This is a genomic window from Pseudomonas sp. G1002, from assembly GCF_013385455.1.
In the GTDB taxonomy this organism is placed as follows: Bacteria; Pseudomonadota; Gammaproteobacteria; order Pseudomonadales; family Pseudomonadaceae; genus Aquipseudomonas.
The window spans coordinates 54,922-76,039 of record NZ_JACAPY010000027.1 but is presented as its reverse complement, the minus strand read 5'-3'; the positions used below and the strand labels follow the sequence as shown (position 1 = coordinate 76,039).

The following is a 21,118-nucleotide window of genomic DNA, read 5'->3' as shown; positions in this document are numbered from 1 at the left end:
AAAATCGAAATGGCCGAGTGCCCCCAAGGCGCCTAGTCTAGCGCCTATTCACAGGGCTTACAGGGCCGGAAAGCAAGATGAGTAGTGTTTATGTTGACGGTGTTTGCATAGGCAAGGCAAAAAACCTCCGCCATGGGTTTATCGGTAATACCGACCAAGGTGCGATTGCCAAAGAGGTTCATCCATGAACCTGTTCAACCTGCGTCGCCCCGCCCCCAGCCTGGATGATCTGATCCTCGAGGCGAAGACCCCGGCTCTGCGAGACGATCTTTCCAGCGATTGCCTGATGCCCAGTGTGGCCCGCCCGCCCCAGGTGTTTGTACGCGGCCAGGGCTCCTGGCTGTGGGACAGCGAAGACCGCGCCTATCTCGACTTCAGCCAGGGTGGCGGCGCCAACAGCCTGGGCCATAGCCCACAGGCAGTGACCAAGGCGCTGGCCGATCAGGCCCAATCGCTGATCAATCCCGGTAACAGCCTGCACAACCGCGTTCAACTGAACCTCGCCGACCGCCTGTGCCATCGCACCGGCAGCGACCAGGCCTACCTGCTCAACAGCGGCGCCGAAGCCTGCGAAGCGGCCATCAAGCTGGCGCGCAAATGGGGCCAACTGCACCGTGGCGGCGCCTATCGCATCATCACCGCGAGCAACGGTTGCCATGGCCGCAGCTTTGCCGCGATGTCGGCCTCGGCAGCCGCCAGTGAAAACCGTTTTGAGCCCCAGTTGCCAGGCTTCAGCCACGTGCCGTTCAACGACCTGCCGGCGCTGCACGCGGCGGTGGATGCGCAAACCGTGGCAATCATGCTGGAACCGATCCAGAACGATGCCGGTGTCATTCCCGCGACCGAGCATTACCTCAAGGGTGTCGAACGCCTGTGCCGTGAGCTGGGAATCCTGTTGATCCTCGATGAAGTGCAAACCGGCACCGGCCGTTGTGGCACGTTGCTCGCCGAACAGCACTATGGCGTTCGCGCCGACATCATCACCCTGGGCAAGGGCTTGGGGGGCGGTGTGCCGCTGGCGGCGTTGCTGGCACGGGGCAAAGCGTGTTGTTTTGAGCTGGGTGAGCTGGAAGGCACCCATCACGGCAACGCGCTGATGGCTTCCGCCGGTGTGGCGGTGCTTGATACGGTGCTGAACCACGGATTTCTTGAACACGCCTGCGAGGTCGGCACTTACCTGGGCGAAGGGCTTGCCCGCCTGGCGCATCGCTATGACCAGGGTGAACTGCGCGGCCAGGGCCTGATGTGGGGACTGACTCTGTCGGAGGATTCGGCAGATGCGGTGGTAAACGCCGCGCTCAGTGAAGGCCTGATCCTGAGCGCGCCGCAACCCGATTGCCTGCGCTTCACCCCGGCGCTCACATTGAGCAAAAGCAACGTCGACGAAATGCTCCTGCGCCTGGCCCGTGCCTTCTCCCGGGTGCGCACTGCACAGCTGCAATGCCGCAAGGGCATTGCCGTTTAAGCCCCATATTTCCTGAACCGTCTCGCGGTATACGCGGCGCCTCCAGCCTGATTCTTTTGGCTGGGGGCGTTTTTTTGTCCGCGAATTAGACGATGGCTGAGTGCCAGATCCCACTGAACCCTTACCAACGGCCAAGGTCGATTAGCTTGTACGGCTCACACGAGCCGATTTTCTGGAGCTGAACCCATGGATATCATTCGCATCATCATCGCTATTCTGCTGCCGCCACTGGGTGTGTTCCTGCAAGTGGGTTTCGCTGGCGCGTTCTGGCTGAACATCCTGCTGACCTTGTGCGGTTACATTCCCGGCATCGTGCACGCGGTGTACATCATCGCCAAACGCTAAAAAGACCTCAGCCTTTCGCGATCAGCCGTGAGTTGCGCTCATTGCGAAAGGCCAGTTGCTCAATGGTCTGGGTGGCGTGCTCCGCTTCTTCGCGGGCCTGGAGGATCATGCCGTGGTGCTCCGATTTGCTGCACACCGGGTCAGCATTGCTGGCATCCCCGGTCAGCATGAACGCCTGGCAGCGGCACCCACCGAAGTCCTTTTCCTTCTCGTCACATGAACGGCACGGCTCGGGCATCCAGTCGTAGCCGCGAAAGCGGTTGAAGCCAAACGAGTCGTACCAGATGTGTTGCATGCTGTGGTCGCGCACATTGGGAAATTGCACCGGCATCTGTCGGGCTCCGTGGCACGGCAGGGCAGTACCGTCCGGCGTTACTGTCAGAAAGATGCTGCCCCAGCCATTCATGCAGGCTTTCGGGCGTTCCTCGTAGTAATCCGGCGTGACGAATATCAGCTTGCACGGGTGGCCTTCGGCTTCGAGCTTGGCGCGGTATTCGTTGGTGATGCGTTCGGCGCGCACCAGCTGTTCCTGGGTCGGCAACAGGCCGACCCGATTGAGCTGGGCCCAGCCGTAGAACTGGCAGGTGGCAAGCTCGACAAAGTCCGCTTCCAGGGCAATGCACAGCTCAATGATGCGGTCGATCTTGTCGATATTGTGCCGATGGGTGACGAAGTTCAGCACCATCGGGTAGCCATGGGCTTTCACTGCCCGGGCCATTTCGAGTTTTTGTGCGAAGGCTTTTTTCGAGCCGGCCAGCAAGTTGTTCACTTGCTCGTCACTGGCCTGGAAACTGATCTGGATATGGTCCAGGCCGGCCTTCTTGAAGTCGCTGATCTTCTGCTCGGTGAGGCCGATGCCGGAGGTGATCAGGTTGGTATAGAAACCCAGCTTGCGCGCCTCGGCGATCAGTTCGGCGAGGTCCTGGCGCACCAGCGGCTCACCGCCGGAAAACCCCAGTTGCGCAGCGCCCATTTCCCGGGCTTCACGAAATACCTTGATCCACTGTTCCGTGCTCAGTTCCTTGCCCTGCTCGGCAAAATCCAGCGGATTGGAGCAGTACGGGCATTGCAGCGGGCAGCGGTAGGTCAGCTCGGCCAGCAACCAGAGCGGCAGGCCGATTTCCGGCTTGGGTGGCAGGTCAGGCAAGTTCGATCCAGTGCTGAGCACGGGCAACCTCCATGAATTGCTCGATGTCTTCACCGAGCTCGGGCACGCCAGGGAACTGCTTGTCCAACTCGGCGATGATTGCGCTGACATCGCGCTCGCCGTCGATCAAGCCACCGATCAAGGCGGCGCTGTCGTTGAGCTTGATCATGCCTTCCGGGTACAGCAGCACATGGCCTTTTTGCGCCGGTTCGTACTGGAAACGATAGCCCTGGCGCCAGGTCGGTTTTTTGCTGCGATCGAAGCTCATAGGGTGATCCCCTTATGCCATACACGCTGATCGGTCACGCTGTGATACGGCGGGCGTTTCAGTTCATAAGCCATGCTCATTGCATCGAGCATGCTCCAAAGAATGTCCAGTTTGAACTGGAGAATTTCCAGCATGCGCTCCTGGCCTTCGCGGGTGGTGTAGTGCTGCAGGGTGATGGCCAGACCGTGCTCCACATCCCGGCGAGCCTGGCCCAGGCGGGTGCGGAAATACTCGTAGCCGGCCGGGTCGATCCACGGGTAATGCTGGGGCCAGCTGTCGAGGCGCGACTGGTGGATCTGCGGGGCGAACAACTCGGTCAGGGAACTGCTGGCGGCTTCCTGCCAGCTGGCCCGGCGGGCGAAGTTGACGTAGGCGTCTACCGCAAATCGTACGCCCGGCAGTACCAACTCCTGGGAGCGCAGTTGATCCGGGTCGAGGCCGACGGCCTGTCCCAGGCGCAACCAGGCTTCAATGCCGCCGTCTTCGCCGGGAGCGCCGTCGTGATCCAGCAGGCGCTGGATCCACTCACGACGAATCTCCCGGTCCGGGCAGTTGGCCAGGATCGCGGCGTCCTTGAGGGGAATGTTCACCTGATAATAAAAACGGTTGGCGACCCAGCCCTGGATCTGCTCGCGGGTGGCGCGGCCTTCGTACATCGCCACGTGATACGGGTGATGGATATGGTAGAAGGCGCCCTTGGCGCGCAGGGCCTGTTCGAACTCGGCGGTGGTCAGCGGTGTGTCAGTCATTTGGCTCGCTCCTACAATTCAATGCTCATGCCGTCGTACGCCACTTCTACATTGCGTCGCAGCAGCTCGGCTCGCTCGGGCGAGTCTTCATCCAGGATCGGGTTGGTGTTGTTGATGTGGATAAGCACCTTGCGCTGCTTGGGCAACTGCTCCAGCACTTCCAGCATGCCGCCGGGGCCGTTTTGTGCCAGGTGGCCCATCTCGCGACCGGTGCGGGTGCCGACGCCACGGCGCTGCATTTCGTCGTCGTCCCACATCGTGCCGTCCACCAGCAGGCAATCGCTGCCGGCCATGATTTCCAGCAACGGTGCGTCAACCTTGCCCAGGCCCGGCGCATAGAACAGCTTGCCGCCGGTGCGCAGGTCTTCGACGATCAGGCCGATGTTGTCGCCCGGGTGTGGGTCGAATCGGTGAGGCGAGTAGGGCGGTGCCGCGCTACGCAGGGGCAATGGCGTAAAGCGCAGGTTGGGGCAGGCGGGGATCGTGAAGCTGGCGTCCAGCTCGATGCGGTTCCAGGCCAGGCCGCCGTTCCAGTGGGTCAGCATGGTGAACAGCGGGAAGCCGGTGCTCAGGTCTTCATGGACCATGTCGGTGCACCACACCTGGTGCGGGCAGCCTTCGCGCAGGCTGAGCAGGCCGGTGGTGTGGTCGATCTGGCTGTCCATCAGGATGATCGCGCTGATGCCGGTATCCCGCAGCGCGCGGCCCGGTTGCATCGGCGCGAAGCCTTGAAGCTGGGCGCGGATATCTGGTGAGGCGTTGCACAGCACCCAGTTCACGCCGTCATCGGAAATCGCGATGGACGACTGGGTACGCGCCTCGGCCCGCAGGCTGCCGTCGCGAAAACCTGCACAGTTCACGCAGTTGCAGTTCCATTGCGGGAAACCACCGCCCGCGGCGGAACCTAGAATCTGGACAAACATGGCCGCTCCATTACACACAACTCAAAAATAAAAACGCCCCGGGCGAGCCGAGGCGTTGCATTGCGATACAAAGCCAATCAGCGGCTGGCAAAGTACATGGTGACTTCAAAGCCGATACGCAGATCAGTGTAAGCAGGTTTGGACCAGGTCATGTTCTTACTCCTACGAAGGGAAGGGACGTTTACTACCAAGTAATACATATAGTCCACCTCCAAGCGGAGATGTTCAGATGTGTGCATGTGAATGTTACGTACTTCTTTTGAAGATAGCGCTGTCCTGCGGGAAAAAGCCTTTTACCGAAGCGGCAATGATCAGCCAGGTCGTTGCCAGGAGCCGGCGGCACAAGCGCCATTGGCCACACAGCACCATCCGCCTGCAGCAGCATTGAGTTGCTGTGCAGATACCATTAAATCCTCACGGGTGCGGGTCTGGATGAAATCTTGCAGCTGCTGGATGTAATCCGACGGGTGGCCTGCCAAGTGCGCGTGCCAGAGCAGTTCAGCGGCTTGGGAAGTGGGTAGGGCGTCGAGGGAAAATTGCCGGGCCAGATCGTTCGGCAGTTCGCTGGCGTTGATCAGCGCGGGCAGTTGCTTCAGGAACGCCTGCAGGTGATCAAGTATTTGCGCAAGAGACGCGCTTGGGGATTGCACCCCAAACAGCAGGCCGGTTTGCCCGCTGTACTGTCGGATGTCGCTGAACACCGCGTAGCCCAATTGAAGCTCAACACGCAGTTGCTGGTAGAACGGCGCTTGCACCAGATGTGCGAGTAGACGCCAGCAAGCCTCGTCCGCCAGGGAGCGTGTGGCTGTCGGGCAGAACAGCAGCAACGCGGCGTCGCTGGAATCGGTCCTGACTTCGTGCCAACGATGCTGGCTGCTGATTGACGGCAGTTCGCTGATAGCCGCTTGCGGTTGGCCGGGCAGTTTCCCGGCTGCACTTTTTATCGCCGTCTCGCAGGCGGCGGGCAGCCCCACGGCGAGCCCTTGCCAGCGAGCGGTTGACCATCGGTCTCGCCCAGCAACCTGCTGTGCAGCTGGGATGTCGGCGCAATACCCGGGCAATGCCTTGAGTAACTGCCGGATCGCCATTGCCGGCGCCGGGGAGGATGACGCTCCGGCATTTTCGTCGAGCCGGGTCAGCTCGCGTGCCACTTCCTCCAATATCGCGGGCATGGGTTCGTGCAGCCCTAGCATCTTCAGCTGCCAGTGACCGCCGATTGTCTCGAAAGACAACTGGACGCCAGCCTGGCTGGCGTTCTCACGCAGCCGTGGGAAAAGCTCTGCATCCAGCGGCGAATCCAGATGCCAGCGCAGGTAGAGCGCGCCTTCATCTGTGTCACCTGGCAAGGCCTGGCTGAAGGTCAGCGCCGAAAAGTCCTTTCGCCCACGGGAGCGATCCTGGGCGAACGTGCGCAGGCCGCGATGGGCGCTGGTTTGCCCGCGAATCAGCCCCGGGCGCTCTTCCCTGGCTGCCGGCTGCAGGAACGGATTGGTGGGCGGCAGTTGCCAGGCGTGCCGGGACGGCGGCAATTGCAGCGAGTCCAGCAGGGTCTTGAGGGAGCTGGCGCTCTGCTCGGACAGGACCAGTTCCTTGTCCTGCCGGGCCAATGCCAGGGCACCACTGACCTGTTGTTTGCGAGCAAGCAGCAAGGCGTACTCTTCCCGCAGGGGCGCCCAGTCACTGTGTGCGAAAAAGCTCAGCCAGTCGTGCAGCAGTTCTTCGATCAGTGTCGTCTGCTGCGCACCCTGAGTGTCCAGGGTGAACTTGATATCCAGCAACGCCTGTCCGGCAAATTGATACAGCGCCGTTGCGTTAATGGCGCTGACTAACTGCCGCGACTGCAACTCGGCGAGCAACCCGCCGGGCGCCGAAGTGTTCAGCCACAGGCAGAGGAAATCCAGCGCCTCAGGGGAAGCCTCGCTCACAACCACCTGATGCCAGTGGTGTTCATCGGTGTGTTGATAAGTACGTTGATTGCCGGCCAGCAACGCTGGCGCCGGCGTCTGTCGCCGCAGAGGTGCAGTCTTCAGCGCAGCGCCAAACTGATGCGCCAATGCCTCCAGCTCCACCAGCGACTGAGGGCCCGCAAGGCTCAAGGTCATCTGCCCGGAATGATAGAAACCTTCATAAAAATCCCGCAAGGCCTGCTGAAAATCCTCACGCTCTACCGGCAAGCTATCCCGGTTGCCCGCATGAAACGCGCGCAACGGATGACCCGCCGCAACACCTCCCAGCAACGCTTGTTGCTGTTGCGCCGTGGCATCTTGCGACCAGGCAATAAACTCCGCCTGCAATACTTCGCGCTCACGCAACTGGTCTTCCAGGGCCAGGCGCGGATGGGCGAGCATGTCCCCCAGGCGCTCCAGTGCGGCTTCAAATGCCGTAACAGGCACCTCAAAGAAAAAGTCGGTAGTGCGCTCGCGGGTGCTGGCATTCACCTGTCCACCCTGGCGCTGGACGTAGGCCATCAGCCCGTCGCTTGCGGGAAAACGCCCGGTGCCCAGGAACAATAAATGCTCAAGAAAATGCGCCAGTCCCGGCCACGCCAGGGGCACATCGTGGCTGCCCGCTGCAACGCGCAAGGCAGCCGCGGCGCGCTTCAAGCGCGGCGCATGATGCAAGGAAACCCGCAGGCCGCTGGCCAGGGTCAATTGAAGGTGATGAGGGTGGGCCGGCGCAGGCATGAGCACTTCCGAAACGTAGGAAGTGCCTATGCTAGCGCAAAGCAGCCGGGATCAGTGCTTGTGCAACGCCCCATAAAGCTCGGGACGCCGGTCCAGCAGGTAGCGATTGGCCGCGCGTGAGTCGACCATCAACTGCCGATCGAGTGTGCCCACGATCAGCGCTTCATCCAGACCTGCCTGGGCAATCCGCTGGCCATCCGGTGCGGCGATGCTGCTTTGCCCGCAATACTGGATCTCGCCTTCCTGCCCGCAGTAATTGGCGTAGGCCACATAACACTGGTTTTCAAACGCCCGCGCCCGCACGGTCACATCGGCGACGAAATCGAAAGGCACCATATTGGCCGTCGGCACCAGGATCAACTCCGCCCCGGCCAGCGCCAGGCGCCGGGTGTTCTCCGGGAATTCCAGGTCATAGCAAATCAGGAAACCCAGCTTCCAGCCGTTCAATTCCACCAGCGGAAAATCATCGTCCCCAGCGCTGAACATCGAGTTGTCGAGGTCGCCAAACAGGTGGGTCTTGCGGTAGTTGCACAGGCGCTGGCCATTGGCGTCGATCAGCTGCACGGCGTTGTAGATCTGCCCGTCTGCACCGCGCTCCGGATAGCCATACAGAATCGCCACGCCCGAGTTTTTCGCCAGCGCGGCGATGGACTGGGCAGCGGGGCCGTCCTGGGTTTCAGCCAGGGCGCCGACCGCTTCCACGCCGATGTTATAGCCGGTGAGAAACATCTCCGGCAGCACCAGCAGGTCGGCGTCGGTGGCCTCTTGCGCCAACTGATGCAGGCGCTTGAGATTACCGGCCACATCCAGCGGCAGAGGCGGGCATTGATACAGGGCAACACGCATGGGCAACTCCTTACTCGGGCAGTGCGATCGGCCCGATTTCATCGAACACATCCCCCGGCCCCGGGTTCTGCGGGTGAGTGCTGCCACCGAAGTGAGTCATGATGCCCCACACCGCGTTCAGCGAGGTTTGCACGGCGCCTTCAACCCACGCCGGGGTCCAGGACACGTCGTCACCGGCAATGAAAATACCGCGTTGCTCCGCCGGCATGTCCTTTTGCATGAAGTGCGCGTACATCCGTTGGTTGTAGCGATAGTGACCGGGGAGTGCGCCTTTGAAAGCTCCGAGGAAATGTGGGTCGGCTTCCCATGACACGGTGATCGGGTCGCCGATGATCCGCGCGGTGATGTCGACTTTCGGGTAGATCTTCTTCAGCGCATCCAGAGCCAGTTTCACGCGTTTCTCGATGGGTTGCGGAAGCATTTTCAGCGCATCGCTCATCCAGGAGTAGGACAGGCAAATCACCCCCGGCTTGTCGTCACCGTTGTCGAAGAGATAGGTGCCGCGGGTCAGGCGATCCGTCAGCGTCATGCTCATCAGGTCGCGGCCGGTTTCCGGATCCTTGTCCTTCCAGAACGGCCGGTCGACCATCACGAAGGTCTTCGACGACTGCATGTAGCGGGTGCGGTCCAGGGCCATCCACATCTTTTGCGAGAACAGGGTTTCGTCGCACTCGATCTGGGTGGTCAGCAGCCAGCTCTGGCAGGTGGTCAGCACGGCGGCGTATTCGCGGGTGTCACCGTAGTTGTCGGTGACGGCGAAACGGCCGTCCGGCGCGTGGGCAATGCGCTTGACCCCGGCCCGTGGCGCACCGTTGTGCAGGGAACTGAGGCTGGTGCCTTCGGGCCAGTGGGCGCAACGCTCCGGCACATGGCGCCAGATGCCCATGGGCACTTGGGCGACGCCGCCGACCACCAGATGCTGGTGATCGTCGCAGTTGGTCATCACCACGCGGAAGATTTCCAGCATCGAGTTGGGGAAGTCCGAGTCCCAGCCGCCGGTGCCGAAACCGACCTGGCCGAACACTTCGCGGTGATGAAAGGACAACTTGGCGAACGCTTTGGAGGTCGCCACGAAGTCGTAGAAGGTGCGGTCGTCCCACAACGGAACCAGCGTATTCCACAGCTCTTTCAGGCGCGGTACGTCACGGTCGCGGATGGCTTGCTGGATATCGGCGAACTGCGAGCCGGCTTCCAGGGCGTCGGCCCAGGCGTCAGCCACTTCCTGGAACAGTGCAGGAAGGTCAGCGAGTTTCTGTGCGTAGTGCGTCTGGCCTTCGAGGTCGATGACCGTGCTGCCGGAAGCCGGCGTCAGCGGGTTGGGGAAGGGTTTGGTCTCCAGCCCGAGCTTGTCCACATAGTGGTAGAACGCAGTGGAGGACACCGGGAAGCGCATGCCACCCAGTTCCGCAATGATGCCTTCGGCGCCTTCAAACGCCTGGGAGCGCAGGCGGCCACCCATTTTCGAGGCTTCATACACCACGGGTTTAAGGCCCAGCTTCATCAGCTCATAGGCGGCTACCAGCCCGGCAATCCCGGCGCCGACGATCGCCACTTCGGCGCCGTGGTTGGCCGCCGGAATGCTACCCAGGCCCGCCGGATGTTCGATCCAGTCATCAAAGGCAAACGGGAAGTCCGGGCCAAAGATAGTGATGGGCTTCTTGCCGTTTGCCGGGTGGCGATTGGTCTTGCTGATGGTGCTGGAAGGAATGCTCATGGCTGACCTTGCTGGCGGCTCGGCGGGGCGCGACCCGCTGAGTATAGGAAAAGATGGCAGCCATTCTAGGGAGCGTAGCGTTCGTTAATAAGACGCAATGTGTCGTCGGATTGAATTGTTTTTAGTCAGAGTGACGATCTTGCTGGTCAGATTGGTTGGCCGCGATCCAGTTTGTTACTGAGGATGATCGAGGTGGTGGTCTTCTCCACGCCGTCGACGCTGCCGATCTGGTCCAGCAGTTGATCCAGCTGTTCCGGCGAATCGGTGCGCAGCCAGGCCACGTAATCGAACTCGCCGCTTACCGCACATAACTGCTGAACCTGCGCCATGGCACTGATCCGGCGCAGCACTTCCTTGCCGGAGCGCGGTTGCACGGTGATCCCCACGTAGGCCTGCAAACCACCGTCCACCACCCGCTGGCTGAGGCGTACGCCATAGCCGGTAATCACCTGGGTTTTTTCCAGGCGCGCCAGGCGTGAGGTGACGGTGGTGCGCGCGATGCCCAGTTGCCGGGCAAGCATGGCCACACTTTCACGCGCGTTGATCTGCAAGGCGGCGATCAACTGGCGATCGATTTCATCGAGGACGGGAGGGTGAGAGGCGGACAAGGTGTTCTCCGGCGCGGGCATCAATGGGCGAGCATGTTACAGGCTCGGTCCTGGCGATACTGCCCGCCCGGCCGGGAATTTATTTTCGCCGCTGATCGAACACATTATTTTGTGCCAGATTGTGAAAAGTAACTGTTTGGTACATTATTTTGCGTTAGGTATACAGGAAGGACGTTTGCGCGATGAATAACTTTGGGGCTGCCACCGGCAGCAGATGGTTGCTGGTTGGGCTGGGCCTGCTGATCGCCTTGATCGGCCTGGGTTTGGCAGGCGGTGGCGGTTACCTCGTAGTGCTGGGCGGCAGTTGGTATTTCCTGCTGATGGGCCTGGCGATGCTGGTCTCTGGTGTGCTGATCGCCAAGCGCCGGCCTCAGGGAGCATGGCTGTACGCCGTGGCATTGGTGCTGACTGCGATCTGGGCGGTGTGGGATACCGGTCTGGAATACTGGCCGTTGGTTTCGCGAGTCCTGACCTTCGCCGTCATCGGCCTGGTAGTCGCGCTGATTTATCCCCAGCTCGCCCGCGCTTCGGGATCGACACCCGGGCGCGGCGCCTATGGCGTTGCCGGGCTGCTGGGCCTGGGCGTGGTCGCCACCCTGGCGTACATGTTTGTACCGACCCACGTGGTCAAGGCCAGCAGTGAGCCTGCGGTGACTGCGGTAACGCCGGGCACCGAGCAAAAAGACTGGGCCCACTGGGGCAACACCACCGCCGGCAATCGGTTTGCCGCGCTGGACCAGATCAACAAAGGCAACATCGACAAGTTGCAGGTGGCCTGGACCTTCCACACCGGCGACATCCCCGAGAGCAATGGCGCCGGTGCCGAAGACCAGAACACCCCGCTGCAGATCGGTGACAGCGTTTACGTGTGCACCGCCTACGGCAAAGTGTTTTCCCTGGACGCCGATACCGGTGCCCAACGCTGGAAATTCGATCCCCAGGGCAGCGGCCCCAACTGGCAGCGTTGCCGTGGCCTGGGTTATTTCGACAGCAGTGCCAGCGAGCAACCCGCCGGCGCCAAAGCCTGTGTGAAACGTCTGTTTCTGCCGACCGGCGATGCCCGGTTGATTGCGATCAATGCTGAAACCGGCGCGCCTTGCGAAGACTTCGGCGACCACGGCACCGTCGACCTGAAGACCGACATGGGCGAAGTGAAGCCCGGTTATTACCAGCAAACCTCGACGCCACTGGTGGCGGGCAATGTGGTGATCGTGGGTGGACGCGTGGCGGACAACTTCTCCACCGGTGAACCGCCAGGCGTGGTGCGCGCCTTTGACGTGCACAGCGGCGAACTGGTGTGGGCCTGGGATCCGGGCAACCCGAACACCACCAAACGCCCACCTGCAGGAGAGACCTACACCCGTGGCACGCCGAACGTATGGTCGGCCATGTCCTACGACGCCAAGCTCGGCCTGGTCTACCTGCCTACCGGTAACGCCACCCCGGATTTCTTCGCCGGTGAACGTACCGCCTATGACGACAAGTGGAGCTCCTCCATCGTCGCCATCGACGTGAAGACCGGCCAAGTGCGCTGGCACTTCCAGACCACTCACCACGACCTGTGGGACTTCGACCTGCCGGCACAGCCGCTGCTCTACGACATTCCGGATGGCAACGGCGGCGTGCAACCGGCACTGGCCCAAGTCACCAAGCAAGGTGAAATCTTCCTGCTCAACCGCGCAACCGGCGTGCCCATCGCCCGGGTCGAAGAGCGTCCGGTGCCCCAGGGCAATGTGCCCGGCGAACGCTATTCGCCGACCCAGCCGTTTTCGGTGGACATGCCTTCGATCGGCAATCAGCAACTGACCGAATCCGACATGTGGGGCGCCACGCCGTTTGACCAGTTGATGTGCCGCATCCAGTTCAAGGGCATGCGCCACCAGGGCGTCTATACGCCGCCAGGCCTGGACCGCGCGCTGCAATTCCCGGGCTCCCTGGGCGGAATGAACTGGGGCAGCGTGTCAGTGGACCCGAATACCCACTATATGTTCGTCAACGACATGCGCCTGGGTTTGGCCAACTACATGATCCCGCGCGACAAGATCGCCGCCGGTGCCAGTGGCATCGAAATGGGCGTGGTGCCGCAAGAAGGTACGCCATTCGGTGCAATGCGCGAGCGCTTCCTCTCGGCGGCGGGCATTCCGTGTCAGAAGCCGCCGTTCGGCACCCTGTCGGCCATCGACCTGAAAACCCACAAGCTGATGTGGCAAGTGCCGGTGGGCACGGTTGAAGACACCGGGCCGCTGGGCATCCGCATGCACATGCCGATTCCAATCGGCATGCCGACCCTCGGCGCGTCCCTGGCCACGCAGTCTGGCTTGCTGTTTTTCGCCGGCACCCAGGACTTCTACCTGCGCGCCTTCGATACCGGCAACGGTAACGAGATCTGGAAGTCCCGTCTGCCGGTGGGTAGCCAATCGGGACCGATGACCTATGTCTCGCCCAAGACTGGCACGCAGTACATCGTGCTAACCGCCGGCGGCGCGCGACAGTCGCCGGACCGTGGGGATTATGTGATTGCCTACGCGTTGCCCAAGAAATAGGGCGTGAAAAAGCCGCACGGATGTGCGGCTTTTTTTTGCGTCTTAGATCGTGTCTGCCAGCAGGCATCGGGCAAAGAGTTGTGGCACCGGAAGGTTGCGCTGGCTGTAGCGGCTCAGCAAGATGATTTCCCGGTTAAAGGTCAGCTCGCCCAGCGGGATGACACGCACCTGCGGGGATCGGTCCAGCCATAGTCCGGCGTGGGGAACCAGTGAAACGCCCAGGCCGCATTCGACCATTTTGACCAGCGCCTCAATCTCGTCCAGTTCCAGCGCCACTTGCACGTCCAGCCGCTGATCCCGCAGAAAGCGACTGACCAGCCGCCCGCCAAACGAAGCCCGGTCGTAGCGCACGTGAGGATGAGCGGCGAGCAGTTGCAGCGGGTCATCCCCCTCGACCGTCAGCGGCGCGATCAACACAAACGGCTCCCTGCGCAGCAGTTGCACGTGCAGTTCCTTGGGCAAGTCAAAGGGTGGGCGAATGATGATCGCCGAGTCGAGTTCGCCTGCATCCACCTGGCTGAGCAGCTCCAGGGAAACTCCCGGCACCAACTTGCACTCCACCGTCGGCGCCGCCTGGCGCAAACGCACCAGGGCCTGGGGCAGCAGGCCGGTCTGGGCGGTGGTGATGGCGCCGACCTTCAACTCGCCCCTGTACTCATTGGCATCCACCGGCACAGCCATGCGGTTGAACGTCTCGAGAATTTCCCTGGCCAGCGGCAGCGCGCGGATCCCCGCCGCGTTCAGCGTGGCCTGGCGTCCGGTTCGGTCGAACAACTGCACGCCGAGCACCTGCTCCAACTGACGGATCTGCGCACTCACTGCCGATTGTGTCAGCCCGATATGCATGCCCGCTGCGGCGAACGTGCCATGGCGGGTAACGGCGATAAAGGTTTTCAGTTCCCGCAGCATGGGCGTCTCGATTGATCAAAATAATTTGAGCTCGCTGCGAAAACTATCGTCTTTCCATCGGTTACGGCAAGGCTAGACTCGCAAGGACTTAATACCCATAGAGGTTAAACCTGATGGCACTGGCTCCCTTTCACCTGGCAATTCCGGTATTCGACCTGGCGGCAGCGCGGCAGTTTTATGGTGAGGTGTTTGGGTTGGAGGAGGGACGAGCCAGTGATCACTGGGTCGACTTCGACTTCTTCGGGCATCAATTGGTGATTCATGAGCATCCGAAAACCGCCTCTCAAGAGGCGGCGCACACCAATGCAGTGGACGGCCACGACGTGCCGGTGCCGCATTTTGGCGTGGTGTTGAGTTGGGATGATTGGCATGCGTTGGCGGAGCGTTTGCAGGCACGCAATACCCGATTTGTGCTGGAGCCGCACATTCGTTTCAAAGGCCAGGTGGGCGAGCAGGCGACGTTGTTTCTGTTTGACCCGTGCGGCAACGCGTTGGAGTTCAAGGCGTTCAAGGACATTGGGCAGTTGTTTGCCAAGTGAGGGCGCTTTGATGAATGGCCTGGATGCAACGGGCATCGCCGAGGCGGTGGGTTCGGGGGCGATTACGCCGGCTTTGGTTGCTGAACACTTTCTTGCGCGCATAGGTGTCGACGAACCAGATATCCAGGCGTTTGTATCCTTCGACGCTGAGGCGGTGCGCGAGCAGGCGTTGCAGCTTGAAGGCTGTTCCGGTCCGCTGGCGGGCTTGCCCGTGGGGGTCATGGACATCTTTGATACCGCCGACCACCCAACGGAATTCTATTCGCCGATTTACCTGGGTAATCGTCCATCGCGGGATGCCCATGTGGTGACGCTGCTACGACAGGCGGGCGCGATCATCATGGGCAAGACCCACACCACCGAATTTGCCTACATGCACACAGGGCCGACGCGTAATCCGCTCGATCTGTCCCGCACGCCGGGTAGCTCCAGCGCGGGTTCCGCGGCGGGGATGGCGGCCGGGTTTTTCCCGTTGGCGTTGGGTACCCAGACGGCTGGGTCGCTGCTCAAGCCAGCCGCTTATTGCGGGTTGTATGCCTTCAAACCGTCGTTTGGACTGGTCTCGCTAGAAGGCGTGAAACCCCTGGCGCCGAGCTTCGATACCGTGGGTTGGTATGGCCGTTCGGTGCGTGATCTTGAGCGGGTGGCGCGGGTGTTGATCCCTGGGTTTCCGGCTGTTGAGGCGGGGCGTCGGCCCTTGCGGCTTGGTTTCTGCCGTACCTCTCGCTGGTCGGATGTGCAGCCGTTGGTGGCCGAGGCTATTGAACGAGCGGTTGCCCGGTTGGGGCCTCTTGTCAGTGAGGTCGTGTTGCCTGAAGCGTACGACGGAGTATTCGACGATCACCAGTTGATCAACGATTGCGAAGGTGCCCGTTCATTGGCCAAGGAGTTTCAGTCTCATCCCGAACTACTCAGCGACTCGACGTTGGCCATGATCGAGCGCGCCCAGACGACGAGTTGGGAGCAGGAGTCGGCAGCCAAGGCCCGCTTGGTACAACTGGCCCCGCAGCTTGCGCAAATCTGCCAGCCGTTTGATGCGATGTTGAGTGTTTCCTGCGGGATGCTGGCGCCGGTGGGGTTGGCGACCACGGGCCCGTCGGACTTCATCAAGTTCTGGGGCGCGTTTGGCTTGCCGCAGGTGAATGTACCGGTGATGCGTGGGGAAGGGGAGTTGCCGGTGGGGTTGCAGGTAATTGGGGCGTTTAGAGGGGATGCGCCGTTGCTGGGTACGGCGCAAGGCATTGTTGATGCGTTGGTAAGCTGAAAGGCACTATGGGGGAACACGTTGCTGATCTGTTGAGTGAGCCCCAGGCGGTTCATTCAGAGGATGAAAAATGAAATTCCCTGTGGTGATGCATAAAGGCGCTGATTCAGATTACAGCGTGACCGTCCCGGACGTGCCAGGTTGCTTTTCTGCGGGCACAACCTTTTCCGAAGCTCTGGATAATGTCCGCGAAGCTTTAGCGCTGCACCTCGAGGGATTGGTTGCTGATGAGGAGCGGCTTCCTCAGGCTAGAGAGGTCGACGTCCATTTGGAGAATCCGGACTTTGCGGGTGGCGTGTGGGCGGTGATCGACTTTGATCTCACTCCTTACCTGGGCAAGTCAGTCAGGTTCAACGCCTCACTGCCTGAGCAACTTTTGAATCGTATCGATGAGCGAGTGCAAAAAGACCATCGCTATGCCTCGCGCTCTGGGTTCCTGGCGACGGCGGCTTTGCGCGAACTTTCCGTTTGATAACGGGCCGGTAGAGCACGCAGCACAAAAAAGGCTTACACCGCAAAGCGTAAGTCTTTCTTTTATTCGAGGAGGTGTGATCAGCGAGACTACGACCCCTTGCACACCTTCGCAGCGGCAGCATCGTTCGGGATAAATGAATCCGGCGCGCCCGGCTTCAGCACCACGTACCCTCGCCGCCACGGTTGATCGTCCACCAGATTCCAGCGGTGCCCGGTGCCGGTATTGTCTTCGGCGATCAGTACTTCACCCGGATGCAACGTGAACTTCTCACCGCCGCGAGTCACGAATGCAAGGGTGCCGGACAGCGTCATCACGTACTGAGGCTCCGGGTCGTTATGCCAGCCATACGAGGCGTGCGCCGGGGTTTGCTTGAAGTGAATGGCAGTCACGTCATTGCGCATGCTCTGGTCGATGGTGCCTTCCAGTACGTGCGAATTGTTGTCGGCGCCGGTGCAGAGCTTGAATGCCTTGATGGAGTCAGTGGCGGCGGGGGCGGCTTGTGCACCGCTCAAGGTGGCGAGGGTGATTGCGACGGTGGCTGTGGCACGTATGCCCAGGCCGTGGATTGCGTTGCGCGGCGAGCGTTTTTGCTGATGCATGGAACAAGTTTCCCTCGTGCTGAATTGGCGTTGACTGGGAATCATGGTCAGTGCCGTAGCCGTTCGGGACAACTAACTAATGTTTCATTGCTGCACGACTCACGCGCCAGAAACGACAAAGCCGCGCAATGCGCGGCTTTCAAGATGGTGGGCCCAGTAGGACTCGAACCTACGACCAAGGGATTATGAGTCCCCTGCTCTAACCAACTGAGCTATAGGCCCTCAGTAGGCCGCGGATTATAGCGATGGTTTCTTCGCTGTGCCATCCGAAAAGTCCGAAACGCTCATACGAAGGAACGTAGCGGCGAAAAGGTCCGGCGGCAGCGGCAGGCTGACGATGTAGCCCTGCATCTGCTCACAACCTTCAGCCGCCAGAAACGCTTGCTGGGCCGGCGTTTCTACGCCCTCGGCAATGATGGTGAATTGCATGCTGTGCCCCAGGGCAATAATGGCGCGCACGATCGCCGCATCGTGTGGGTCGTCGGGCAGGCCACGGACGAAGGATTGGTCGATCTTCAGGAAGTCCAGCGGCAGGCGTTTCAGGTAGCTTAGGGACGAATAGCCGGTGCCGAAGTCATCAATGGCCAGTTGCACGCCCAGATGCTTGAGCTGGTGCAGCACCTCCAGCGCCTCTTCGGCCTGGCTCATGATGAAGTTTTCGGTGATCTCCAGTTGCAGGCAGCCAGGCTCCAGGCGGTTGTCCCGCAGCAGTTGCTCGATGCGCGCCAGCAGGTTGGGGTGGCGCAGTTGCGCGCCGGCGAGGTTGACGGACAGCGGGCCGAAGTCATCAAAAATTTCTCGCCAGTCGTGCATCTGTCGGCAGGCCTGCTCCAGTACCCAGTCGCCAATCTGCAGGATCATGCCGTTCTCTTCGGCCAGGGCAATGAAGTGCTCGGGCGGCACTTCGCCGAAGGTGGGGTGGCGCCAGCGAATCAGGGCTTCGGCGCCGATCAGTTGTTGGGTGTCGAGGCTGAGTTTCGGCTGGTAATAGAGAGACAATTCGTCGCGCTCGATCGCTCGGCGCAGTTCGTGTTCCAGGGCCACGCGCTCGTTGGCTTGCGCAGTGAGGTCCTGGGTGTAGCTTTCGACGCGGTTGCGGCCTTTGGCCTTGGAGCGGTACATGGCGGCGTCAGCGTTTTTGACCAGGGTGGCGACGTCGTTGCCGTCCCGTGGGTACAGGCTGGTGCCGATGCTGGCGCTGATGAAGAACTCATGCTCGCCCGCCTGGAACGGTGGGGTGAAGCAGGCCAGCAGCTTATTGGCCAGGTGTTCGGCGTCGCTGGCTTGTTGCAGGCCGGGCAGCAGGATGATGAATTCGTCGCCACCCAGGCGCGCGACGGTGTCGACGTCTCGCAGTTGGTCCTTGAGGCGAACGGCGATGTCCTTGAGCAGCAGGTCGCCAATCGGGTGGCCGAGGCTGTCGTTGATGTGTTTGAAGCGGTCGAGGTCGAGGAACAGCACGGCGCCCTGGCTGCCGGTTTCCTGTTGGTTGTTGAGGGCGGCTTGCAGGCGGCTTTCAAACAGGGTGCGGTTGGGCAGGCCGGTCAGCGGGTCGTGGTGGGCCTGGTAATCGAGGCGCGCCTGGGCGTGCTTGAGGCTGGAGATGTCGGCAAACACGGCGACGAAGTGGGTGATCGACTCCTCGCGGTTGCGCACGGCGCTGATGGTCAGCCAGCTGGGGTACAGCTCGCCGTTCTTGCGCCGGTTGGAGATCTCGCCTTGCCAGTGGCCGTTGGCCGTCAGTTGGTGCCACATGGCCGCGTAGAAGGCGCTGTCGTGCAGGCCCGAGGCAAGCAGGCGCGGGGTTTGGCCAAGGGCCTCGGCTTCGCTGTAGCCGGTGATCTCGCTGAAGGCGCGGTTCACGGCGCTGATATTTTGTCGGGTGTCGGTGATCAGTACGCCTTCGGCCGTGCTCTCGAACACGGTGGCGGCCTGTTGCAGTTTTTCCTGCATCAGTTGGCGTTCGGTGATGTCCCGGGCGATGGTCAGCATGCAGTCGTCGTCGCCGATGGGCAGCGGGCGGCTGGAGACTTCACACAGGCGAATTTCGCCGTCGCTGCGGCGGATGTGGCAGACAAAGTCGCGGACAAATCCATCCCGTTGCAGTCGCTCCAACATATCTTTGCGTTCGTTCAGGTCGACCCAGATCCCGAGGTCCAGGGTTGACTGGTCCAGCGACATCACGCTGTTGAAGCCGGTAATTCGACTGAATCCTTCGTTGACCTCAATCAGCAAACCGTCGCTTTGGCGGGACAACAGCAGGCCGTCGGGAGAGGCATGAAAGGCCTTGGCGAATTTCTCTTCGGAGGTCTGCAGTCGCTGCTGGGTTTCTTTCAGCTGGGTGATGTCACGCACCACCACGACCAGGGCTTCGGTGGTATCCAGTTGAAAGGGTTCGGCGGAGATCAGTCCGGTGAAGGCCTGGCCGTTGCTGCGCAGGAAGGGCATTTCCAGGTTGCGGATGCTGGTGGTCTGTACCCGTTGCAGCAGGCCGGGGCCTACGCCCTGGATGCCCCAGATATTCAGTTCAGTGGCGGTTTTTCCTACGACTGCTTCGGCGCTCAGGCCGATCTGGTCTTCGAATGCCTTATTGACCTCCATCAGGCAGCCGTCCGACAGCCGGGCGATGACCAGGATGTCCGGGCATTGCTGGAACACAGAGGCGAATTTCTGTTCCGAAAGCTGCAACGCTTCCTCGGTGCGCTTGGCTTCGCTGATGTCGATCATCAGGCCGCGCAGCACGGGTTCGTGGCCGTGTTCGATCAGGCTGACGATGTCCCGCACCCACAGGCAGCGTCCATCGGCGGTGATCACCCGGTAGTCGACACTGTGGTCGCGGTTGGCCCGGGTTTCGGCGTAGCAATAGGATTCGGTGCGGGTCAGGTCCGCGGGGTGGATGATGTTGCGCCAGAAGCCCGGGATCAGCCAGTGGGCACGGGGGTAACCCAGCAGTTCCTCGGCGTGGGGCGACACGTAGCTGTAGGTGAAATCGCTGATGCTGGCTTCCCAGGCGATCGCGGAAAGGCTCTCCACCAGGCCGCGATAGTGGTATTCGCTGCTGCGCAGTTCCTGTTCGAGGGCGACCCGGCGGGAAATTTCCGAGCTGAGCCGACGATTGATCCGAATAACCACGGCCAGCACGATGCTCAGCAACAGCACGGCAGGCAACCCGTAGAGCAGCACATCCGTCCAGAGCGTGCGGTGGTCGATGACGTTGCCGACCCAGCGCTGCTGGATGGCCTCGGTCTCAGCCGGGCTGATGTCGGCCAGGACTTTATCGAGGATGCCCACCAGCATCTTGTCGTCCTTGGGTACGCCCATGGCCAACTGATAGCGGTAAGGCGTTTCGCCGCTGATGTACAGGCCTTCCAGCTTGAGTTGACGCAGGCTCCACACGCTGGACGCCAGATCGCCCACTACGGCATCGACCTTGTCGGTGGCCAGGGCCTGCAGCGTGGCGCTGACATTGGGCATGGCCACCAGGTTGAGGTCCGGGTGGTGAGTGCGCAGCAGTTCATGGGGCGCGTAGTTTTCCACCACGGCCACCTTCAACCCGTACAGGTCTTTGAGGCTGCGTGGTTGCGGGCCGCCTTCGTGGGCGAGGATGACGATGGGGAAGTCGAGATAAGGCCGGGTAAACGACAGGAAACCCTGGCGTTCCGGTGTGGACATGATGCCCGGCAGCAGGTCGAGCTGATTGTTGCGGGCCTGTTCCAGCACGGCGCTCCAGTTCACCGGCTCGATCAGTTTTATCCTGACGCCAAGGCGATCCTGCATCAGCCGCACATAATCAGCGGCCAGGCCCTGGTAGCGACCATCTTCATCGCGGTATTCAAAGGGTGGCCAAGAGGCGTCGACGCCCAGGCGCAACTCTTGGTGGTCCGCCAGCCAGCCACGCTCTTCATCGGTGAGAGTCAACGCGCCAGCCGTTGCGGTCCAGGTCAGCAGCGACAGCAGTAACACGGTCGGCAATCTGGGCATAACGGTCTCGTTATGGCACGGGGAATGTTTCGAGTGTAGACGGGCATTGCGGGGGAGGG

General features: G+C 61.3%; 18 protein-coding genes and 1 tRNA gene. 6 read left to right on the top strand and 13 right to left on the bottom strand.

Annotated features, from left to right (window positions below; all coding sequences use genetic code 11):
* Positions 1 to 184 precede the first annotated feature (184 nt).
* Both HX801_RS14580 and HX801_RS14575 read left to right on the top strand, forming a co-directional pair.
* A complete protein-coding gene (locus tag HX801_RS14580) occupies positions 185 to 1,465 on the top strand; it encodes an aspartate aminotransferase family protein (protein ID WP_177022290.1) in 1,281 nt (426 codons plus the stop codon).
* A gap of 186 nt (positions 1,466 to 1,651) precedes the next feature.
* A complete protein-coding gene (locus tag HX801_RS14575) occupies positions 1,652 to 1,810 on the top strand; it encodes a YqaE/Pmp3 family membrane protein (RefSeq protein WP_003211049.1) in 159 nt (52 codons plus the stop codon).
* Between the two features lie 7 nt (positions 1,811 to 1,817).
* Here the strand turns inward: HX801_RS14575 and pqqE are convergent, their stop codons facing one another.
* The 9 genes from pqqE to HX801_RS14530 form a co-directional block, all read right to left on the bottom strand.
* On the bottom strand, positions 1,818 to 2,957 hold the full coding sequence (pqqE, locus tag HX801_RS14570) for a pyrroloquinoline quinone biosynthesis protein PqqE (RefSeq protein WP_008434380.1): 1,140 nt from the start codon (positions 2,955 to 2,957) through the stop codon (positions 1,818 to 1,820).
* Positions 2,950 to 3,225 carry a pyrroloquinoline quinone biosynthesis peptide chaperone PqqD gene (gene pqqD / locus HX801_RS14565; RefSeq protein ID WP_003211043.1) on the bottom strand — a complete coding sequence of 92 codons (276 nt, stop codon included), beginning with the start codon at positions 3,223 to 3,225 and terminating at the stop codon, positions 2,950 to 2,952. Before pqqD ends, pqqE begins: the two co-directional genes overlap by 8 nt.
* Positions 3,222 to 3,974, bottom strand: a complete 753-nt coding sequence (gene pqqC, locus HX801_RS14560; RefSeq protein ID WP_003211042.1) for a pyrroloquinoline-quinone synthase PqqC — start codon at positions 3,972 to 3,974, stop codon at positions 3,222 to 3,224. The genes pqqD and pqqC overlap by 4 nt, the downstream gene beginning before the upstream one ends.
* Positions 3,975 to 3,985: 11 nt before the next feature.
* Positions 3,986 to 4,897, bottom strand: a complete 912-nt coding sequence (gene pqqB / locus HX801_RS14555) for a pyrroloquinoline quinone biosynthesis protein PqqB (protein WP_003211040.1) — start codon at positions 4,895 to 4,897, stop codon at positions 3,986 to 3,988.
* A 77-nt stretch (positions 4,898 to 4,974) separates the two neighbouring features.
* The gene (gene pqqA / locus HX801_RS14550; RefSeq protein WP_003194766.1) at positions 4,975 to 5,049 is read right to left on the bottom strand and encodes a pyrroloquinoline quinone precursor peptide PqqA; all 75 of its coding nucleotides are present in this window, start codon (positions 5,047 to 5,049) and stop codon (positions 4,975 to 4,977) included.
* Positions 5,050 to 5,208: 159 nt separating this feature from the next.
* The gene (gene pqqF, locus HX801_RS14545) at positions 5,209 to 7,581 is read right to left on the bottom strand and encodes a pyrroloquinoline quinone biosynthesis protein PqqF (RefSeq protein WP_177022289.1); all 2,373 of its coding nucleotides are present in this window, start codon (positions 7,579 to 7,581) and stop codon (positions 5,209 to 5,211) included.
* Positions 7,582 to 7,632: 51 nt separating this feature from the next.
* Complete coding sequence (locus tag HX801_RS14540) at positions 7,633 to 8,427, bottom strand: carbon-nitrogen hydrolase family protein (protein ID WP_087694733.1); 795 nt, start codon at positions 8,425 to 8,427, stop codon at positions 7,633 to 7,635.
* Between the two features lie 10 nt (positions 8,428 to 8,437).
* Complete coding sequence (locus HX801_RS14535) at positions 8,438 to 10,120, bottom strand: NAD(P)/FAD-dependent oxidoreductase (protein ID WP_177022449.1); 1,683 nt, start codon at positions 10,118 to 10,120, stop codon at positions 8,438 to 8,440.
* Positions 10,121 to 10,287: 167 nt separating this feature from the next.
* A complete protein-coding gene (locus HX801_RS14530) occupies positions 10,288 to 10,770 on the bottom strand; it encodes an Lrp/AsnC family transcriptional regulator (protein ID WP_102604402.1) in 483 nt (160 codons plus the stop codon).
* 161 nt (positions 10,771 to 10,931) lie between these two features.
* Here HX801_RS14530 and HX801_RS14525 point away from each other — a divergent pair, with 161 nt between their 5' ends.
* Positions 10,932 to 13,292, top strand: coding sequence for a glucose/quinate/shikimate family membrane-bound PQQ-dependent dehydrogenase (locus HX801_RS14525; RefSeq protein WP_177022288.1), 2,361 nt, complete (start codon positions 10,932 to 10,934; stop codon positions 13,290 to 13,292).
* 42 nt (positions 13,293 to 13,334) lie between these two features.
* Here HX801_RS14525 and HX801_RS14520 read toward each other — a convergent pair whose 3' ends face one another.
* On the bottom strand, positions 13,335 to 14,201 hold the full coding sequence (locus HX801_RS14520; RefSeq protein WP_003211026.1) for a LysR family transcriptional regulator: 867 nt from the start codon (positions 14,199 to 14,201) through the stop codon (positions 13,335 to 13,337).
* Positions 14,202 to 14,314: 113 nt separating this feature from the next.
* Between HX801_RS14520 and HX801_RS14515 the strand changes: the two genes are divergently transcribed.
* From HX801_RS14515 to HX801_RS14505, 3 genes are all read left to right on the top strand, one after another.
* A complete protein-coding gene (locus HX801_RS14515; protein WP_010167388.1) occupies positions 14,315 to 14,740 on the top strand; it encodes a VOC family protein in 426 nt (141 codons plus the stop codon).
* A 10-nt stretch (positions 14,741 to 14,750) separates the two neighbouring features.
* Positions 14,751 to 16,004 (top strand): amidase, encoded by a 1,254-nt coding sequence (locus HX801_RS14510; RefSeq protein WP_177022287.1) that lies wholly within the window; start codon positions 14,751 to 14,753, stop codon positions 16,002 to 16,004.
* 70 nt (positions 16,005 to 16,074) lie between these two features.
* Positions 16,075 to 16,476 carry a type II toxin-antitoxin system HicB family antitoxin gene (locus HX801_RS14505; protein WP_177022286.1) on the top strand — a complete coding sequence of 134 codons (402 nt, stop codon included), beginning with the start codon at positions 16,075 to 16,077 and terminating at the stop codon, positions 16,474 to 16,476.
* Positions 16,477 to 16,565: 89 nt separating this feature from the next.
* Here the strand turns inward: HX801_RS14505 and HX801_RS14500 are convergent, their stop codons facing one another.
* The 3 genes from HX801_RS14500 to HX801_RS14490 all read right to left on the bottom strand — a co-directional run bounded on the left by HX801_RS14500 (position 16,566) and on the right by HX801_RS14490 (position 21,059).
* The gene (locus HX801_RS14500) at positions 16,566 to 17,078 is read right to left on the bottom strand and encodes a cupin domain-containing protein (RefSeq protein ID WP_177022285.1); all 513 of its coding nucleotides are present in this window, start codon (positions 17,076 to 17,078) and stop codon (positions 16,566 to 16,568) included.
* Between the two features lie 145 nt (positions 17,079 to 17,223).
* Positions 17,224 to 17,300 (bottom strand) — tRNA-Ile (locus HX801_RS14495).
* Positions 17,301 to 17,315: 15 nt separating this feature from the next.
* Entirely contained in the window at positions 17,316 to 21,059 is a 3,744-nt protein-coding gene (locus tag HX801_RS14490) for a bifunctional diguanylate cyclase/phosphodiesterase (RefSeq protein ID WP_134327411.1), read from the bottom strand.
* Positions 21,060 to 21,118 lie beyond the last annotated feature (59 nt).

Coding starts and splice junctions, on each gene's coding strand:
- pqqF (WP_177022289.1), bottom strand. CDS start 7,581: ATGCCTGCGCCGGCCCACCCTCATCACCTTCAATTGACCCTGGCCAGC.
- HX801_RS14510 (WP_177022287.1), top strand. CDS start 14,751: ATGAATGGCCTGGATGCAACGGGCATCGCCGAGGCGGTGGGTTCGGGG.
- HX801_RS14520 (WP_003211026.1), bottom strand. CDS start 14,201: ATGCTGCGGGAACTGAAAACCTTTATCGCCGTTACCCGCCATGGCACG.
- pqqB (WP_003211040.1), bottom strand. CDS start 4,897: ATGTTTGTCCAGATTCTAGGTTCCGCCGCGGGCGGTGGTTTCCCGCAA.
- HX801_RS14500 (WP_177022285.1), bottom strand. CDS start 17,078: ATGCATCAGCAAAAACGCTCGCCGCGCAACGCAATCCACGGCCTGGGC.
- HX801_RS14530 (WP_102604402.1), bottom strand. CDS start 10,770: ATGCCCGCGCCGGAGAACACCTTGTCCGCCTCTCACCCTCCCGTCCTC.
- HX801_RS14580 (WP_177022290.1), top strand. CDS start 185: ATGAACCTGTTCAACCTGCGTCGCCCCGCCCCCAGCCTGGATGATCTG.
- HX801_RS14540 (WP_087694733.1), bottom strand. CDS start 8,427: ATGCGTGTTGCCCTGTATCAATGCCCGCCTCTGCCGCTGGATGTGGCC.
- HX801_RS14490 (WP_134327411.1), bottom strand. CDS start 21,059: ATGCCCAGATTGCCGACCGTGTTACTGCTGTCGCTGCTGACCTGGACC.
- HX801_RS14575 (WP_003211049.1), top strand. CDS start 1,652: ATGGATATCATTCGCATCATCATCGCTATTCTGCTGCCGCCACTGGGT.
- pqqD (WP_003211043.1), bottom strand. CDS start 3,225: ATGAGCTTCGATCGCAGCAAAAAACCGACCTGGCGCCAGGGCTATCGT.
- pqqC (WP_003211042.1), bottom strand. CDS start 3,974: ATGACTGACACACCGCTGACCACCGCCGAGTTCGAACAGGCCCTGCGC.
- HX801_RS14505 (WP_177022286.1), top strand. CDS start 16,075: ATGAAATTCCCTGTGGTGATGCATAAAGGCGCTGATTCAGATTACAGC.
- HX801_RS14515 (WP_010167388.1), top strand. CDS start 14,315: ATGGCACTGGCTCCCTTTCACCTGGCAATTCCGGTATTCGACCTGGCG.
- HX801_RS14525 (WP_177022288.1), top strand. CDS start 10,932: ATGAATAACTTTGGGGCTGCCACCGGCAGCAGATGGTTGCTGGTTGGG.